Origin of the sequence: Phocaeicola intestinalis (assembly GCF_014837065.1) — a bacterium.
GTDB lineage: Bacteria > Bacteroidota > Bacteroidia > Bacteroidales > Bacteroidaceae > Phocaeicola > Phocaeicola intestinalis.
Genome location: NZ_JACSPP010000009.1, coordinates 24,134 through 41,577, shown reverse-complemented (window position 1 = coordinate 41,577; position 17,444 = coordinate 24,134). Strand labels below are relative to the sequence as shown.

At 50.9% G+C, this 17,444-nt stretch carries 14 protein-coding genes; 2 read left to right on the top strand and 12 right to left on the bottom strand.

The window, feature by feature from the left end:
* Positions 1-73: 73 nt before the first annotated feature.
* The 3 genes from H9625_RS04765 to H9625_RS04755 all read right to left on the bottom strand — a co-directional run bounded on the left by H9625_RS04765 (position 74) and on the right by H9625_RS04755 (position 5,374).
* A complete protein-coding gene (locus H9625_RS04765; RefSeq protein WP_191763201.1) occupies positions 74-1,489 on the bottom strand; it encodes a glycoside hydrolase family 28 protein in 1,416 nt (471 codons plus the stop codon).
* A 343-nt stretch (positions 1,490-1,832) separates the two neighbouring features.
* On the bottom strand, positions 1,833-4,139 hold the full coding sequence (locus tag H9625_RS04760; RefSeq protein WP_191763200.1) for a GH92 family glycosyl hydrolase: 2,307 nt from the start codon (positions 4,137-4,139) through the stop codon (positions 1,833-1,835).
* A 164-nt stretch (positions 4,140-4,303) separates the two neighbouring features.
* On the bottom strand, positions 4,304-5,374 hold the full coding sequence (locus H9625_RS04755; RefSeq protein WP_191763198.1) for an acyltransferase family protein: 1,071 nt from the start codon (positions 5,372-5,374) through the stop codon (positions 4,304-4,306).
* Positions 5,375-5,462: 88 nt separating this feature from the next.
* Here H9625_RS04755 and H9625_RS04750 point away from each other — a divergent pair, with 88 nt between their 5' ends.
* Positions 5,463-5,633: a hypothetical protein gene (locus H9625_RS04750; RefSeq protein WP_162608482.1), complete on the top strand. Its 171-nt coding sequence runs from the start codon at positions 5,463-5,465 to the stop codon at positions 5,631-5,633.
* A 28-nt stretch (positions 5,634-5,661) separates the two neighbouring features.
* On the opposite strand, the gene H9625_RS04745 is transcribed toward H9625_RS04750, so the two are convergent.
* The 6 genes from H9625_RS04745 to dtd all read right to left on the bottom strand — a co-directional run bounded on the left by H9625_RS04745 (position 5,662) and on the right by dtd (position 11,205).
* Entirely contained in the window at positions 5,662-7,833 is a 2,172-nt protein-coding gene (locus tag H9625_RS04745) for an alpha-N-acetylglucosaminidase (protein WP_191763196.1), read from the bottom strand.
* A gap of 711 nt (positions 7,834-8,544) precedes the next feature.
* Complete coding sequence (locus H9625_RS04740) at positions 8,545-9,027, bottom strand: DUF3990 domain-containing protein (protein WP_087209154.1); 483 nt, start codon at positions 9,025-9,027, stop codon at positions 8,545-8,547.
* Entirely contained in the window at positions 9,024-9,263 is a 240-nt protein-coding gene (locus H9625_RS04735) for a DUF3791 domain-containing protein (protein ID WP_013618368.1), read from the bottom strand. Before H9625_RS04735 ends, H9625_RS04740 begins: the two co-directional genes overlap by 4 nt.
* A gap of 88 nt (positions 9,264-9,351) precedes the next feature.
* A complete protein-coding gene (gene deoC, locus H9625_RS04730) occupies positions 9,352-10,260 on the bottom strand; it encodes a deoxyribose-phosphate aldolase (RefSeq protein WP_191763233.1) in 909 nt (302 codons plus the stop codon).
* A gap of 44 nt (positions 10,261-10,304) precedes the next feature.
* Positions 10,305-10,634, bottom strand: coding sequence for a nucleotide pyrophosphohydrolase (locus tag H9625_RS04725; RefSeq protein ID WP_022040543.1), 330 nt, complete (start codon positions 10,632-10,634; stop codon positions 10,305-10,307).
* Between the two features lie 118 nt (positions 10,635-10,752).
* On the bottom strand, positions 10,753-11,205 hold the full coding sequence (gene dtd, locus H9625_RS04720; protein WP_013618371.1) for a D-aminoacyl-tRNA deacylase: 453 nt from the start codon (positions 11,203-11,205) through the stop codon (positions 10,753-10,755).
* A gap of 136 nt (positions 11,206-11,341) precedes the next feature.
* On the opposite strand from dtd, the gene H9625_RS04715 reads away from it, so the two are divergent.
* The gene (locus H9625_RS04715) at positions 11,342-12,682 is read left to right on the top strand and encodes a nucleoside hydrolase-like domain-containing protein (protein ID WP_225226272.1); all 1,341 of its coding nucleotides are present in this window, start codon (positions 11,342-11,344) and stop codon (positions 12,680-12,682) included.
* Between the two features lie 98 nt (positions 12,683-12,780).
* Here the strand turns inward: H9625_RS04715 and uvrC are convergent, their stop codons facing one another.
* From uvrC to mnmG, 3 genes are all read right to left on the bottom strand, one after another.
* Positions 12,781-14,589, bottom strand: coding sequence for an excinuclease ABC subunit UvrC (uvrC, locus tag H9625_RS04710; protein WP_191763194.1), 1,809 nt, complete (start codon positions 14,587-14,589; stop codon positions 12,781-12,783).
* A gap of 126 nt (positions 14,590-14,715) precedes the next feature.
* Positions 14,716-15,240 carry an adenine phosphoribosyltransferase gene (locus H9625_RS04705; protein ID WP_191763192.1) on the bottom strand — a complete coding sequence of 175 codons (525 nt, stop codon included), beginning with the start codon at positions 15,238-15,240 and terminating at the stop codon, positions 14,716-14,718.
* 56 nt (positions 15,241-15,296) lie between these two features.
* Positions 15,297-17,168: a tRNA uridine-5-carboxymethylaminomethyl(34) synthesis enzyme MnmG gene (mnmG, locus tag H9625_RS04700; RefSeq protein ID WP_191763190.1), complete on the bottom strand. Its 1,872-nt coding sequence runs from the start codon at positions 17,166-17,168 to the stop codon at positions 15,297-15,299.
* Positions 17,169-17,444 lie beyond the last annotated feature (276 nt).

The following is a 17,444-nucleotide window of genomic DNA, read 5'->3' as shown; positions in this document are numbered from 1 at the left end:
CTGATGTAAGCGTTTGTGATTGCCAATACGGGCATTCGTGTTTTCGGAAACTTTAGGTATAACTTGACGGTGCTTACGGCATCACCTTCACTCCCGTGGCATTGACCGTTTTCACATTGTCTGCCGCATGGTCAGGGCGGGGAGTGCCCCATGCTACGTTGCACGACTGCAGCCGGATGTCCGAAGCCGTGTCGATGTAGAAGCCGTACGTGTTGCCACGCACGAAGCCTTCGCCGTCGCACGGACGCTTGTCGTAGATACCACCCTCGTAGGCGGTCTTTTTTTGCAGCGAGAGCGACACTTGGTCGAAGTAGATGTGGTTTACCTTTTCGGGTGTGTCGCCGCCTACAAATGCCCCGTTTTCGCTCGTACAGCGGATATTATGGAAGTAGATGTGGCTCACCTCGCCGCATGCGCCTTTTGTCGCTCCTTTCGGGAAACGCCAGCCGGCATCCTTGTGGTTGCCTACGGCGCGTGGGTAGGAGGTGACGTAAATGGCTTCAGCCTTTCCCCACCACACGTCGGAGAAGAAACGGCAATCTACTATCATGTTCGAGAACACTACGTTGGTTACTGTGCCTTCGTCGCGGTTCTGGATACCGATGCCCCGGTTGCTGTCCTTGATGATGCAGTTGGTGAAGAGCACGCGGCGGATGCTGTCCATGTTTTCCGACCCTATCTTGATGGCGCACGAGCGCGAGGTCATTGTGCAGTTGCTCACCACTACATCCTCGCAGGGACCGTATTGCTCGAATTCGCGGCGGTTCTTCAGGCAGATGCAGTCGTCGCCCGACTCGATGAAACAGTTCGCGATGCGCACGTCTTTCGAATGGTCCACGTCGATGCCGTCGCCGTTGCGGATTTTCAGGTTGTTCAGGATGCTGATGCCGTCTATCGAAGCGTCACGGCAGCCGATGAGATGTACGGTCCAGTAGGCGCTGTTGCGGATGGTCACGTCACGGATGACCAGCTTCTCGACATCCGTCAGTGTCAGCACGTGCGGGCGCGGGTCGAAGTCGGTCACGGGCTTCAGTTCGTACGAGTCTTCCAGTTCCTTGCCCATGAATGCCACGCCGTTGCCGTCGATGGTTCCCGTTCCGGTGATGGACACGTTTTTCAGTCCTTTGCCGCTAATCCACATCATCCCTTCGCCCCGGTTTTCGCCGAATGCGCTTTCGGTGTAGACGCTCTCGTTAGGGTTCGCCAGCAGGCACGAATTGGGTTCAAGATGCAGGTCGACATACGAGGCGAGCTGGAAGGGGCTGCACAAGAAGGTATGTCCGGCAGGGACGAGCACCGTGCCGCCTCCTGCCTTCGAGCAGGCGTCAATGGCGCGTTGCAGGGCAGGGGCATCGTCGGTGGTGCCGTCGCCCGTGGCTCCGTAGTCCAGGATGTTGTACACATTGGTTTGCTTCGTCTGGCACGAGCCGAGGAGGCAGATGCCCAGCACGAAAAGCAGCAGTCGGTTTGTCTTAAAGATTCCAGTCATATCAAAATTGGTTTTTAGGTGAATAATTCGGTTATAAGTAGATGTTGAGAATTAGTTTATATAATGTGTCAGCTCAGAAACGCAGATTAACGCAGATTAGCGCGGATTCTTTTGATTTACTATTTTTCGATTTACGAAATACGATTTAATGCTCGAATAGTAAATTGTCAAATCGTAAATTAAAAGAATCTGCGCTAATCTGCGAAAATCTGTGTTTCTGATAATATCATTTCATTTTGCATACTTACTTAAATCACTACAAAAATGCGCACCGGACCCTCGCCGGAGACCTTCGGGGTGTCGGAAAATGCGCGGCGACCCCTCGCCTCGCATTTTCTACCTCTCAGAAGGCTCTTGGCGGACAGTCTTCCGGCTTGTTCCCCCAGCCGGGAACAGGCTCCGGACCCATTTCGAACTCCATGGTGCCGCCCCGAAGGATGTCTTCGTGACTGATGTAGTTCTTGGTATAGGGCTTGCCGTCGAGGGTGACGCGTTGGATGTAGATATTCTCAGCAGAGGCTTCGGGTGCCAGGAGGCGGAATGTGTTTCCGTTCTCCAAGGTCAGTGCGGCTTCTTGGAACGAGGGGCTTGCCAGGGCATAGTAGGGCGTGCCGGGGCAGACAGGATAGAAGCCGAGGGCGGCAAAGACGTACCATGCTGACATCTGTCCGGCATCATCGTTGCCCGAAAGGCCGCCGGGTGCATCAAGGTATTCGGTCTGCATGATGTGGCGTACTGCCCGCTGGGTTTTCCACGGCTGGCCGGAGTAGTTGAACAGGAAAGCCACTTGGTGGCAAGGTTCGTTGCCGTGCCAATAACGGTTCTGGCTGAACATCGAGTCAAGCTTGGCAATGTACTGTTCTTGCCCGCCCATGCATTCCATTAGTCCATAAGGATCGTGAGGAACGTACCATGTATAATGGCAAGGGGCACCTTCAGTGATGAACTTGGCGAATCCGAAAGCGTTGTTTTCATTCAGGAAAGTGCCGTCGGCATGCCGTCCTTGCGCATATCCGGTACGGGGGTCGATGACGTTGCGGTAGTTTTGCGCACGGCGCATCAGAGTCTCATAATCCTCTGTCTTGCCTAAGTGTTTCGCCACTTGGGCAAGGACAAAATCATCGTAAGCGTATTCCAACGTACGCGATACTTGTTCGCGGACGTGGAAAGCATCGGGCACACTGTCTTCCAATGGGATGTAGCCATACTGGAGGTACGACTGCAGAGCGCGGCGGCCCATTCCGTTGACGTATTCTTCGTGCGTGGCAGGGCTTTCAAAAGCATTGCGGCGCATCCCTTCGTAGGCTTTCTGCACATCGAAATTACGGATGCCTTTCACGCAGGCGTCTCCAAGGGCTGCAATGCAGTGGTCACCTATCATCGCTGCCGTATAGCTGTTCCAGCAGGGGAAGATAGGAAGCCAGCCCCCCTCTTCATATTTATGTACCAACGACTGCATCATCTGTCCGCCACGGGTGGGGTGGAGGAGGTTAATGAGCGGATGCAAGGCGCGGTAGGTATCCCATAGGCTGTAGTCTTCGTAATAAGTCTCACCCTCAGGCAATTGGCGGATGGGCTTGCCGGTGGCGAACGAAGGGTAGCGTCCGTCTGCATCGCTGAAGGCGCGGGGCAGGAACGAGGCGTGGTAGAGGGCGGTGTAGAACTTCCGCCGGGCGGTCTCGTCACCGGTCTTTACCTGGATGCTTGCCAGGTGCCGCTCCCAGATGTCGGAAAGCTCCTGGCGCGTGCGGTCGAAGTCCCAGTGCGGGATTTCGGCGGCGAGGTTGCGCAGGGCGCCTTCGCGGTCGGTGAACGATGAGGCGGCTTTCACCAGCAGCGTTTCGCCCTCCGTCACGGCGAACTGCACGTACACGCCGATGCCTTGTCCCGACTGGATGCAGGTCTGGTTGGCGAAGAGATTGTCGCCACGGAAAGTGCCGAAGGCGGAGGGCTGGTTCTGGTATTCGATGACGAAGTGTCCGCTGTAGCCTGCCGCTTCGCCCCAGCCTTGGTAGATGCGGTGCACGGGGTTGTAGCCGTAGATGCGTCGGTTCAACGTATCGATTTCGATGTAGCCTTCGCCTTCGTCGCTGTTGGGGTTGACCACTAAGTAGGCGTTGCCTTTTTGTTCGTAAGTGAAGCGGAAGATAGCGGCACGCGAGCGTCCGGTCATCTCTGCCTGCAGGTGCTCGTCGGGTAGGGTTACGGCGTAGTAGGAGGGGGTTGCGGTCTCATCGTCGTGCGAGAAGCGTGTGGCGCGTGCTTCGGGTGTGCAGCGCAGCGTGCCGCTTAGTGCCGCGAGGGTCATCGAGCCATAGTCTTGCGTGCATCCGCCCACTATCCAGTGCGAGTTGCGGAAGCCTTGCATCAGCGAGTCGCGGTAGTAATATGGGGCGATGCACTTCAGTTCGGTGTCTTGTGTCTGTGGTGTCCAGAAATTCATGCCGTTCGGTTCGAGTACGGCGGGCAGAGTCTGTCCGTATTCTTCGGTATGCTTGCCGAACATGCCGGCTGTGCGGGTGACGCTGGCCGCTGTTCCCACACGGGTGTCGATACAGCTCAATCTGTCCGGAATAGTTGGGGATGTGCATGACGGCAGGAATGCCGTCAGCAGCAAAACCCAAAGGCTGTTGGGATTGAATCGTTTCATGGCGTTGATGTTTTTTAGGGAGTTAGAAGGAGTTAGAGGAGTTATCGCCCGCTTTAGCGGGCTTAGGAGTTAAAAGCCAATAGTCTTGTTATGGCTCACATTTGCAACGGTATTGTCTTTTAACTCCTAACGGAGCGAAGCGGAGTGATAACTCCTTTAACTCCTTATATTTTAATATATATCTTTTTCTTGTACAACGGATATCCGATGGCTCCCATTACGCTCACGAAGAGCAGGGAGTAAACGGCGGAGGCTACATAAGGATTGCCGATGACGCTGTGGATGGCTCCGTAGACGGCGGGCTTGCACTCCGTGACGTTGAGCACCACTGCGGTCAGCTCGCTCAGCACGTAGAGGAAGAGCGGATTGACCCCGAATACTTCGAAGATGCGGCACCAGCGTTTCTTCCCTTGTGCGTCGATGAAGTAAAGCAGCGTAGCCTGGAGCATCGCTGCCATTCCACACGTGGCGAGGGCATAGCTGGGCGACCAGATGCGCTTGTTTAGCGGCAACCATTCCACTAGCAGGAATCCGGCAGCAGCCAGCAGGAATCCGGCAACGAAAAGCTTCACAATTTTCTGTCCTAAGTCTTGCGTCTCCATAATCAGTCGTCCGCAGAGAAAACCGATAATCGTGTGGGCGATGGCAGCGAGGGTGCTGGTCAGCCCTTCGGGGTCGACGGGGCTTTTATGGTACAGGTGCTCGTAACCCAAGACCTTTGTGTCCCAGATGGCAAGGATGTTAGTAGAATCCATTGCGTAACCGTTTCCCCACTGGAGTAGGAGCGCATAGCCTAACAGCAGGATACCGGCTATCCACGCCAGTCCTTTGGGGCGTACGTAAAGGGCAAGCAGCGAGACAATGCCGTAGCACAAAGCAATGCGCGGCAGCACGCCCAGGATGCGGATATGGGCAAAGGGCAGGAAATCGCCTTCGCACGCAAACTCGAACCAGTAGATACCCCAACCGATGAGGAAGATGAGCAGGGTACGCCGCATGATTTTCCGTAGGACGGCAGGGGAGGGTTGGAACTGGAATTTGCGTAGAGCGATGTAAGTGGATATTCCCATGATGAAGAGGAAAAAGGGGAACACAAGGTCGCACGGCGTCAGTCCGTTCCAAACGGAGTGGCGGAGCGAGTCGTACGAATATTTCCCTCCGGCATTGTTGACCACAATCATGCCGAATACGGTGATGCCCCGCAGGACATCGAGAGAGAGAAGCCGTTGTTTCATATAAATGGTTCTATTAAATTGAAACGCAGATTGTCATTTTATTTGTCTGTCTATTCTGCGTTAGAAGCTGTTTTGAATTTATCGTGCGATGATTTGGGATGAGTTTTTGAGGCATTTTCGCTTCTGTGATGAGGAAGATAGCGGGCTATCTGACGAAGAACAGGAGCGGAAAGGACCAAAAAATCGCCCAAAGCACACACGAAAACGGATGCATCAAGCCAAGAAAAACTTTTTGGAGAAATTCAAAACAGCTTCTTAATCTGCGAAAAATCTGCGTTTCAATTATATTAATCTGTGTAATCTGTGGTGAGAAGCGACATTGCTTCGCGGGCGGTGTCGATGCAGTCGCCTTCCGCTTCAGCCTTGTACGGATTGTGCTGCAAGGTCCACGGCTCTTCCATGGCGTACCAGTCGATGTCCTGCATCTCTCCGCCGTCCAATACGCCTTGCAGCATTTCCCACCATGCCGCCCAACGCTTGTAGTAAAAGTCCTTCAAGATACCGTTCCATTCCTTGTGGGCATAGTCGCGCAAGCCGCCTTTGTCGGCACACTCGCGGTTGCCCCATGTAGTGATTTGCACACGGGCGTTCCATTCGTACAGGTCTTTTTCTTCGGGTGTGTTGCCCAAGCTGCGTGCCTGGTTTATCCAGCGTCCTACGCGGAATTCGCTACGGGTAGCAAGCAGGCGGTCTTGTGCCAGCAAGAGGTCGAGGAATTCTTTCGAATGGCGTGCATAGCTGCGCTTGTCAAAGCTCTTGAAGTCGGCTATCGCCCGATTGTAGACGATTCGTCCGCGGTCGGCAAGTGCCTGGCGCACGATGTCCACCAGGTCGTATTCGAAATTGTTGTTACCACGGAACTTGTCGGCTGCTTCCAGCATCAGGCGTGCGGCGGCCTCGGTAGAGGTAGGATCGTAATAGTTTTCCATCTTCGACCAGCTCGATACTTGGAAGTTGTTCATGCTGGGACGTCCGCAGAAGATGGATTCGTGAGGTCCTTGCTGGTTGTTTCCGAAGGGACAGTTGTAGATGCCATCGGCAAGAATCATCCATGCCTGTTCTATCTTTTCGTCTTTTGCTCCATAACGGGCAGCCAGATACTCTTTCAGCCAGCTTTCCTTGGTGATTTTCTCGGGACGCCACGGCAATTCGCACATCAGTTCGAACATCACCGGATTGTTTTCGCTGCCTTCCATGGTCAGGCCGATGCCTTTCAGGTGGGCGGCAAGCGGGTTGTTCTTGGTAAGGTAGAAGTTATTCAGCAGTTGGTCCATGCGCCCGTGCAGCCCAACATTGGCTCCGAAGTTCTCCAGCATACAGAACAGCCAGTCGTGTTGCTCGTATCCTTTCTCGCGCTTCCAAATAGAAGGGATGCCCCACATGGGACGGCATTCGCTGAAGAGGTCAAGGATAAGCAGGTCGCCGTTCTTCAGGTTTTTCATCATTTCCGGACGCGGGTTCTCGGTCCAGCCTTGCACCACCCAGACGGCTTTCGGGTTGACCTGCTTCATCGCATCCATTACCGCCTTGCCGGCTGCATCGAAATCAACTTCTCCGGCATTCTCTAATTCGTGGAAAGGATCCATTGAATAGTAGTTGGCTTTGCCGAAGAGTTTTTCTTGTTCCTCGTAATAGAGGGCGGCGATTTCGGCAAACCGCTTGTCGGTAGGCATTAAGAATGCCGGACGGGTAAAACCGTTCCACAATTCCGGTTCGGTCACGTTCAGTCCCAGTTTCTGGTGAGCGTCATGAGGAACCATGCCCGAGTATCCCGGCAGTACCGGCTCGATACCGTATTCGCGCATCCGTTTCAGGATTTTCTTTTGCAAGGCTTCCTGCTGCGTGTACCAGCTGTCGGGATTCGGCCCGCCCCATCCTTCGAGGTTATTCATCGCCCACCAGGCAAGGAACGCCGGACCGGCAATGAAGCGGTTGGTTTCTTCTTTTGTGTAGCCCAGTTTGGCAAGCATGTTGCGCCATACACATTCCTGTCCCACGGCGGCAAGCGGAAGGTTGATGCCATGCAGTGCCATCCAGTCGATTTCCTTTTCCCAGCGTGCCCAGTCCCAGAAAGCCATGGTATACGAGTAGGTGCAATAGTTGAAGTCGTAGCGCAGGCTCAGGTTGGTTTCATGTCGTTCGGGCTTGGTGACGGGTGGGAGAGAAGCGGGCAGTTCTGCCGTCATGTTGTTCCACGAAAGGTGGATGCCGGCATAGTATTTCAAGTACCAGTTCAGACCGGAAGCAATGTTTACGTAGGTGTTTCCGCGTACCACAATTTTGTTTCCTTTTTGGTCCAATTCGAAGAAGTCGGTATCTGCGTTCTTCTGGAGCTGAATGATGAATTTTTTAGATGCTCCCAGTTCGATTCGTTCCAATAGTCCTTTGATAGGGTTTGCAAAAAGAGAGAAGGGAAGCAGGCACAACAAGCCTGCCAGCAAGAGGTTTCTGAGCTTCATATTATTACATTGTTTATAGGTTTTTGCAAATGTAATAAAAATGAACGAATGAACAAAGAAGCCGCATGGGGCTTTTCGCAATATGGATACCGTATTTTCCCAATAAACTGTAGGGGCGTATCGCATACGCCCGAAAACATCCACGTGGATTAGTTGACGCATTCGGGCGTATGCGATACGCCCCTACATGGGATGTTTGCGGAATTTATATTCCGCCATTCATTTTTGGATTGTATACGATGATGCAAAAGGGAAGAACCAGGCTTATTCCCCTGCATCAGGTGCATGGCTTCGTGCATACAGGCAGCTGCGTTGCCGGATGCATATCAGTCCTTCCATCAGTCCTGATAGGTAGGACTGTAGTCCTAGTATATAAGGACTGCAGTCCTAGCACGTTAAAACAGCAGTACTGGTTCATCGGGACTGGCAGGACAGCCGTTGTCTTTGCCTATGCAGCTACTGTTTACTTTGGAATCATTCGTATTTCATGTTTTCTTTTCAATTCATCTGAGAATTCCGCATAGAGAGCTACGGGGCCCAAGTGCCAAAGCTTCGTAGTTTCCTCTGCCAGTCTTTTGTAAGTATCCGAACTATAAAACCGGTAAAGAGCTGTTCGAAGTGGTATCTTTTGGTCATTAGCGTATATCTGCGCTACCCGGCTTACTTTTCCCGGCAACAGTAAATACAGATTTTGGTTGGTAATTTCTAAGTTCATCCTTTCACCTCCTTTGCTTCTTTAAATATGAGATAATGCAGGGAACATTCCGTATGGAACAGCCATTGGTCAACAAGCACGTATGTCTTCAACTCATTGATTAGCTCCGTTTTGTTCAACAATCCACCTTCATATAAGGCAAAAGCGGCATACACACGGTCGTTGGCCACAGGACCTATCACGATGTCATGATGATGTTCAAAGTCCTTGTCCATGCGGTTAGCCATTACGAAATCTAACCACTGCTCTGTAGGTGACGTAAAATGGAGAACGTCTAACTGTGTGCGATATGTTTCGTCCAGTTCATAGACATTGACGTAACCTGTGCCGCTTTTTTGTCCCAATTTGCGTTTTACCCAAAGCGTAGCCTGCCTTTCTGAAGTTGTCGTATAGAAACCGCTTCCGTAGTCTAACGCCCTGTTGGTTCTTCTTATTTCAGGCTTCTTCACCTGTTCTATACTGCCGTGATAAAGTATCATTTCTTCGCTTCGCTTTTTCGTCTGTCTATCAGTTCTTCTATCTCATCCATTAGCCATTGATGACTTTGCGTGTGAAGCACCTCAAAATTGTCTTCCAAATAAGGCAATACGCCATATCGTTCAAACAAGGTAGCGACTTCTTCACCACTCATTTGATGCTTGTTCTTGTACTGTTCAATGCAGAACGACAAGAAATAGGCTATGTCAAGTTCTTTATCTTTCTTATCGGTTTTCATTTCTTCATCATATTAACGTGTAGCTTAAACAAACATTCCAATAAACACATCATGATATGGAAAAGGAAGAGGGGAGACTGATAACCGCTTAGAAGAACTTTGTGTCTTCGCCTAGGATGTCGGAAAGAAGCAGGTTGGCAAGACGGCTGGTCCCGAGGCGGAACAGTTCATTGGTAAGCCATTCCTTGCCCAACAGTTCTTTTACGATAGTATAATATACCACCGCATCATGTACCGTGTTGATGCCTCCGGCAGGCTTGAATCCTACTTTGCGTCCGGTCTCCAGGAAGTATTCCTTGATTGCCTGGCACATCACGAAAGCTGCTTCGGGAGTGGCGGCGGGCTTTTCTTTCCCGGTGGAAGTCTTGATGAAATCGGCTCCTGAATACATGGCGAGGATAGAGGCTTTCTTGATGTTTTCGGCAGAGCCTAATGCGCCCGTTTCGAGGATTACTTTCAGGTGTTTTTCACCACACACGTCTTTCAGTTCCTGAATCTCGTCGCACATGCCTTCATAGTCGCCGCTGAGGAATTTGCCTACCGGAATCACGATGTCTATCTCGTCGGCTCCGGCATGCAATGCCATGGCGGTCTCTGCTACTTTCACTTCGGTGAATGTCTGCGAGGAAGGAAAACCTCCCGACACGCAGGCTATCTTCACGTCATCGGCTTCCAGCGTGTCGTGCACGATTTCCGCCATGTTGGGGTAGACGCAGATGGCTGCTACGTTCTTCAGGTCGGGGTGTTCGTCATCGAAGGCATTGACCCGTTCGGTGAACTTCATGACGCTGGTTTCGCTGTCCGTACATTTCAGCGTGGTGAGGTCGATGCAATGGAAGAGGAACTTCTTTACTTCGGGCGTGTCGTTTTCCGCCGCGTATTTCTCGATAATGTGGGCGGTCTTTGCCGCGATGTCCTCGTCTTTTAATGCCGTGTTGTATTTCCCCAATGCCATGTCATACTTGCTGGGTTGGTTCAGGTGCTCTTTGTCTTCCATATCCAAGTTTTGGAAGAGTTCGCTTTCAAATTCTTCGTTCTTGCTCATGTCGTTTTCAATTTTGGGTTGTTTTGATGTCTTTCTTTATCGCGTGCCGTTTTCTTTTCCAGGTTCTTCCGGAAAGCTTCGGTCAGGTTCACGCCCGTTTGGTTGGCAAGGCAGAGCAGCACCCAAAGTACGTCTGCCATTTCGTCGCCCAGGTCGTGTTTCTCGCCTTCCTTGAACGACTGGTCGCCATAGGTGCGTGCCATGATGCGTGCCAGTTCGCCAACTTCCTCGGTCAGTACCGCCATATTGGTCAGTTCGCTGAAGTAGCGTACGCCGTAGGTCTTTATCCAGTTATCGACTGTTTTCTGTGCTTCTTCGATTGTCATAATTATTTAGTTGACAAGTTAACGAGTTGACAAGGGAACAAGGTCTTGAATTGTTATGCAAGGTATTTAGAGCCTTGTTAACTCGTCAACTTGTTACCTTGTCAACTGGATTGTTTTTTTATTCCTTATTCTTCGTATCCATACATATCGTGACGGGACCGTTGTTCAGCAATTCTACTTTCATGTCGGCTCCGAATTCTCCGGTACCTACCTGCTTGCCTAAGGCGATGCTCAGTTCGTTGCAGAAGTATTCGTAGAGAGGAATGGCGGTTTCGTGCTTGGCGGCGCGGATGTACGAAGGACGGTTCCCCTTCTTGGTAGAAGCCATCAGGGTAAACTGGCTGACGACGATGATATCGCCTCCTGCTTCCAGAATGGATTTGTTCATCACTCCGTTCTCGTCATCAAATACACGCAGGTTGACGATTTTCTTGCATAGCCAGTCTGCATCTTCTTGTCCGTCGGCTTCCTCGATGCCAAGCAGGACGAGGAAGCCTTCCTTAATAGCCGATCTGCACGTCCCGTTGATGGTGACCGATGCATGGCTTACACGTTGGATTACTACTCTCATATCGGTTTTTAGGTTTTTCGCAAAGATAATGATTCTTATTCAATTCTCTGGTATGAAACTTGTATGAAACATGAAGAACTTCTATATTTGCGGAAGGGGTAATTATTTTTTTAGTTTACAGAAAATTGATTTTGTTATGAACATGAAGTTTTTATTTGTTGGGGTTTGTATGCTATTGTCTGTATTGTGTAGCGCAGCACAGACATTGTCACCAGAAGAAAAGTGCCGGTTGATTGTAACGACAGATTTAGGGGGCACTGACCCTGATGACATCCAATCGATGCTTCATTTGTTGGTATGCTCGAATGTAATCGATATTGAAGGGTTGATCAGTTCACAGGTATGGATGGACGATCCGGATAAGACAGAGAAACTGGAAGATGTCGTTCGGAAGTTTGGAGAAGTCTTGCCACGCTTGAAAAAGCATGCAGCAGGATATCCGGATTTAGATTATCTGTTGTCATTGGTTAAACGGGGACAAGCAAAATCGAATATGGATGGAGTAGGAGAAGGCAAAGATTCTCCTGGCTCTGAACTGATAATTTCAGCTGTAGATAAGGCTGGAGACAAACGTCCGGTTTGGGTTGCAGCATGGGGTGGAATGAATACAGTAGCACAAGCTATATGGAAGGTAAAACATACCCGGACCGAAAAAGAACTTGAACGTTTCATAAACAAGCTACGTATTTATGATGTCTTAGGGCAAGATGATGCCGGCGCGTGGATTGCTCATAATTTTCCAGAGATTGTATATATCCGGAATAAGGAAGTGTATGGATGGGCACCATCTGATGAGTGGACAGACGAGCATATTCAATGCTGTATGCCTTTGGGTGTATATTATCCCGACCGGATGTGGGCAACGGAAGGTGATAGCCCTTCTTTTCTATATGTGTATGCCAATGGACTGAACGTTCCGGATAGTTTGGAGTATGGAGGCTGGGGAGGCCGGTTTTCTAAGAAAAAAACAATGGGTGTACGGGGTATGGATTTTATAGAAAAGAGCGGAAAAGACGAAACGCAGTACGACCCTTATGGTGTGTATGCAAGTACATCCGAAGGTGTTGGAAGTATAAATAAGTGGCAGAAGCAGATATGGAATGATTTTGCGGCACGTATGCTGTGGACTTCTACAGATAAGTTTGAGGATGCCAATCATCATCCGTTGGCGGTATTGGATGGGGATGCATCTTTACATTGTGTATTCCGTAGGGTAAAAGCAGGAGATGTTTTGTGCTTTGATGCTTCTGCATCGAAAGATGTAGATGGGAATGAATTGCATTACAAGTGGACAATTTATGAAGCCCCCAGCACTTATAAAGGGAGTATGCTACTTGATGGAGATTCTTCTGCTCAATGTACCTTACAAATTCCGACAGATGCTTCGGGTAAAAGTATTCATTTGATTCTGGAAGTTACAGATAATGGTATGCCAGCATTGACGGCATACCGTCGAGTTGTGTTGAATGTGGAATAATGAAGCCCAATCGGATTTTTCAGATACGGTAGAAAGTATACAGGCACAGAGCTTTTGGAAAATATTTCCGAAAAGCTCTGTGTATTGTTAGACTCGTTTCACAAAGTCTCTTTGATGGTTTGCGCCACGCTCATCCCTACCACTTCGGCGAGTTCTTCCAGCGAGGCTTTCTTGATGCGTGCCACGCTCTTGAAATGTTTCAGCAGCGCTTCCTTACGCATTTTGCCTACGCCCTTGATGCCGTCCAGTGCCGAGGCAATCTGGCTTTTGCTCCGCTTGTCGCGGTGGAAAGTGATGGCAAAGCGGTGGACTTCATTCTGTATGTTTTCCAATAAGTGGAAGAGGGGAGTCCCCTGCTTGAGCCCGATGTTTCTGGGTGGAAAGCCGAAGAGAATTTCCGAAGTGCGGTGCTTGTTGTCTTTGGCAAGTCCGGCTATCGGGATATGCAGACTGAGTTCGTCTTCGATGACTTGGCGCACCACTTCCATCTGTCCTTTGCCGCCATCGGTTAGAATCAGGTCGGGCAATTCTCCTTGCTCTTCCAGAATGCGTGTGTAGCGGCGGCGTACCACTTCTTGCATCGAAGCATAATCATCGGGACCTACTACTGTCTTGATGATGTATTTGCGGTAGTCCTGTTTGCTGGGGCGTCCTTTCTTGAATACCACGCAAGCCGCTACGGCATCCGCTCCCTGGATGTTGGAATTGTCGAAGCATTCGATGTGCAGGGGCATCTTGTCCATGTGCAGTTGTTCCTGGATTTCCTTTAGCAGACGGACACTGCGTTGTTCGGGATTCAATTTTTCGGCTTGCTTCAGCCGGTCTACTTTGTATTGCTTTACGTTGAGGATGGACAACTCCAGCAGATGCTTCTTGTCGCCCCGCTGGGGAATGGTGAAAGTTACGTCTTCCATTTCCAAATCTAACTCAAACGGCACGATGATTTCTTTCGACTGGCTTTTGTAGCGTTCGCGCATTTCTACGATGCCCATCTCCAGCAGTTCTTCTTTCGTTTCTTCCAGCCGCTTTTTGTATTCGAACGTGAAGGCTTGGTTGATACACCCGTTGGTGATGTGCAGATAGTTGATGTAGGCGGATTGCTCGTCGTCTTCGATGGAAAAGACATCGATGTTGTGCAGCACCGAACTTACCACTTCGCTTTTCGACCGGTAATTCTCAATCAGCTCGTATTTCTCTTTGATGAGCTGTGCTTCTTCAAACCGCATTTCATCGGCAAGCCGCATCATTTCCTGCATCATCCCTTGGCTCACTTTTTGCGTGTTTCCCTTTAGCAGTTCTTTAATGGATGCAATATTTGCCATATATTCTTCGTGCGATTGCGCTCCTATGCAGGGACCTTTGCAATTCTTGATGTGATATTCCAGGCAGACCCTGAATTTGCCCGCCTGAATGTTTTCGGGTGTGAGAGCCAGGTGGCAAGTACGGAGAGGGTACAGTTTCTTGATAAGGTCGAGCATGGCTTGCATGGAAGGGAAATGGGTATAAGGTCCGAAGTAGGTGGAACCGTCGCGCACAATCTTCCGTGTCTTGAACACACGCGGAAAGTATTCGTTGCTTACGCAAATGGAAGGATAGCTTTTGTCATCTTTCAGCAAGACGTTGTAGCGGGGCTTGTATTTCTTGATAAGGTTGTTTTCGAGCAGGAGCGCATCTTCTTCCGTGTTTACCACGATGTAGCGTATGTCGGCTATCCTGCTCACCAGAATACGGGTTTTTGCCGAGTGGTGGTCTTTCGAAAAATACGAGTAGACACGGCGCTTCAGGTTCTTTGCCTTCCCCACATAGATGATGGTTCCCTCTGCATTCAGGTATTGGTAGATGCCCGGGCTGGTTGGCAGGTTCATTACGATTCCCCGCAAGTATTCGTTGGTCTTCAGTTCTTCCATTTTCGTAGTTCGTTTGAGGTGACTAGTAGACTAGGTACTAGGTCTTAGATACTAAAGCTTTCTTCGCCACATCAATGGAGGTATTAAAACCTAGTCCCTAGTACCTGGTTAACTAGTCCCTGCTGATTATAATTGCAAGAGGGTAGTCACTTCCACGTCTTCGGGGAATGCCTTACGCCCGTTCAGCCCTTTCAGCTCAATGACGAAGTTGATGTAGGATTGCTTGGCTCCGCATTTCTTAACCAGCCGATGAGTAGCCGCCATGGTGCCTCCCGTGGCGAGCAGGTCATCGTGAAGAAGCACTACATCGTTTTCATCGATGGCATCGCGATGGATTTGGATGGTATCGGTTCCGTATTCTTTGGCGTAGGTCTCTTCGATGACTTCGGCGGGAAGCTTGCCCGGCTTGCGTGCCATGATGAAGCCGGCACCCAACCGTGCCGCCAAGGCTCCGCCCAGAATAAAGCCTCTCGACTCGATGCCTACTACTTTGGTGATGCCTTTGTCCTTGTACATCTCGTACAATTCGTCGATAAGTCCTTGCAGGCACTCCGCATTTTTAAAGAGCGTGGTTACGTCGTAGAACAAGATTCCCGGCTTGGGGAAGTCTGGGATTTCTCTTAGATTTTTTCTTAATGTTTCTTTGTTCATAGCCAGTGTTTTATGATTGTTTCTTAAACTTGTTGTTTCACGTGAAACATTGTGCTTTACCTGCCCAGCAGGACAAGGAGCACGTTGATGTCGCTGGGCGAGATACCCGGTATGCGGCTTGCCTGTGCCAGTGTCTCGGGATCTATCTTGATAAGCTTCTGACGTGCTTCGGTGGAGAGCGAGTTCAGGTTGGCATAGTCGAACCGTCCCTTTATCTTGATGCTTTCCAGCCGGTGTATCTTGTCGGCTATCATCCGTTCGCGGTCGATGTAGCCTTGGTATTTTATCAGCACCTCCGCGGCTTCGAGGGTCTCTTCTTTCCGGTCGGTCACTTTATCCAGTTCGGCTTGGAAGGCGGGGATGTGCGGCGCGATGTTTTCGATGGTGATTTGCGGGCGGCTCAGCAGGTCGATTAGCTTGCATCCGTGGGCCAGCCGGGCGGTGCCCAGACTTTCCAGCGTGTCGTTTATCTTATCGGCTTTGATGGAGTAGGTCTTGGCAAAGTCTACCAGGTGCTGTATCATTTCCCGCTTGCGGCAAAGCATATCGTAGCGCTCGCGCTTGGCAAGACCGAGGCGGTAAGCCTGTTCGGTAAGGCGCATGTCGGCATCGTCCTGACGGAGCAAGATGCGGTATTCGGCGCGTGAAGTGAACATGCGGTAAGGCTCGTCCACGCCTTTTGTCACGAGGTCGTCTATCAGCACGCCGATGTAAGCCTCGTCCCTTCCCAATACGAACGGCTCTCCTCCGGTGCAGTTCTGGTGTGCATTGATGCCGGCAATGATGCCTTGCCCGCCTGCTTCTTCGTATCCGGTAGTGCCGTTCACTTGTCCGGCGAAGAACAGGTTCTTGATGACCTTCGATTCCAGCGTATGCGTGAGCTGGGTGGGGTCGAAATAATCGTATTCGATGGCATAGCCCGGACGGTAAGCCACTACGTTGCGGAAGCATGGTATCTTACGCAGGGCGGCAAACTGGATGTCCATCGGGAGCGAAGACGAGAAGCCGTTCAGGTAAAGCTCGCGGGTCGTTTCGCCTTCGGGTTCCAAGAACAACTGGTGTTGCGGCTTGTCGGGGAAGGTCACGATTTTGGTCTCGATGCTGGGGCAATAGCGCGGACCGATGCTTTGGATTTGCCCGTTGTAGAGAGGAGAGTCGGCAAGCCCGCTCCGCAATACGGCGTGCACTTCCTCGTTTGTATAACATGTCCAGCATTGCAATTGCTTCAGGTGGCGCGGTTCGCTCAGGAACGAGAAGCTATGGAAATCGTTTTCTCCGTCCTGCGTTTCCATGAGCGAGAAGTCTACGCTCCGTGCGTCGATGCGTACGGGGGTACCTGTCTTCATCCGTCCGGCGGTAATGCCGTGCCGGGTGATGGATTCAGTCAGGTGATACGAAGCCGGTTCGGCGCACCGTCCTCCGGCGAGCATCTTGCGTCCGATGTGCATCAGCCCGTTCAGGAACGTGCCTGCGGTAAGGATGACACACCGTGCGTGGAAGGTGACACCCCAGCAGGTGACCACTCCTTTTACTTCTCCGTCTTCTACCAGCAGTTCTTCTACCGTGTCTTGCCAGATATGCAGGCTGGGGATGTTTTCCAGTATCTCGCGCCAGGTCCAGATGAACTTCGCCCGGTCGCACTGGGCGCGGGGGCTCCACATGGCAGGCCCTTTCGAGCGGTTGAGCATCCGGAACTGGATAGCGGTGCGGTCGGTCACGATTCCCATATAGCCGCCCAGTGCGTCAATCTCTCTTACGATTTGGCCTTTGGCGATTCCGCCCACGGCAGGGTTGCAGCTCATCTGGGCAATCTTGTTCATGTCCATCGTAATGAGGCAGGTCTTCGAGCCTAAGTTGGCGGAAGCCGCCGCGGCTTCGCATCCGGCATGTCCCGCCCCGATTACAATCACGTCGTAGTTAAAATCCATTCGTCTTTTCGTTTTAATATACGGCACAAAAATACGAAAAAAAGGCGGGTTAAGCTATGGAATAAGGGAAAAAGAGAAAGAGATTTACTTGCGTCGCCCGATGCATATAGTTGCTCGGTCCTTCGGATGCCAGTCCTCCCTAAATCCTAATAGGCAAGGACTGCAGTCCTATATATGCAAGGACTGGAGTCCTGATGTGTTAGGATTGCGGTCCTGACTGCATAGGACTGGAGAGTTGATTAATTGCATAGGTGGACATGGCTCTATGCGTTTGTA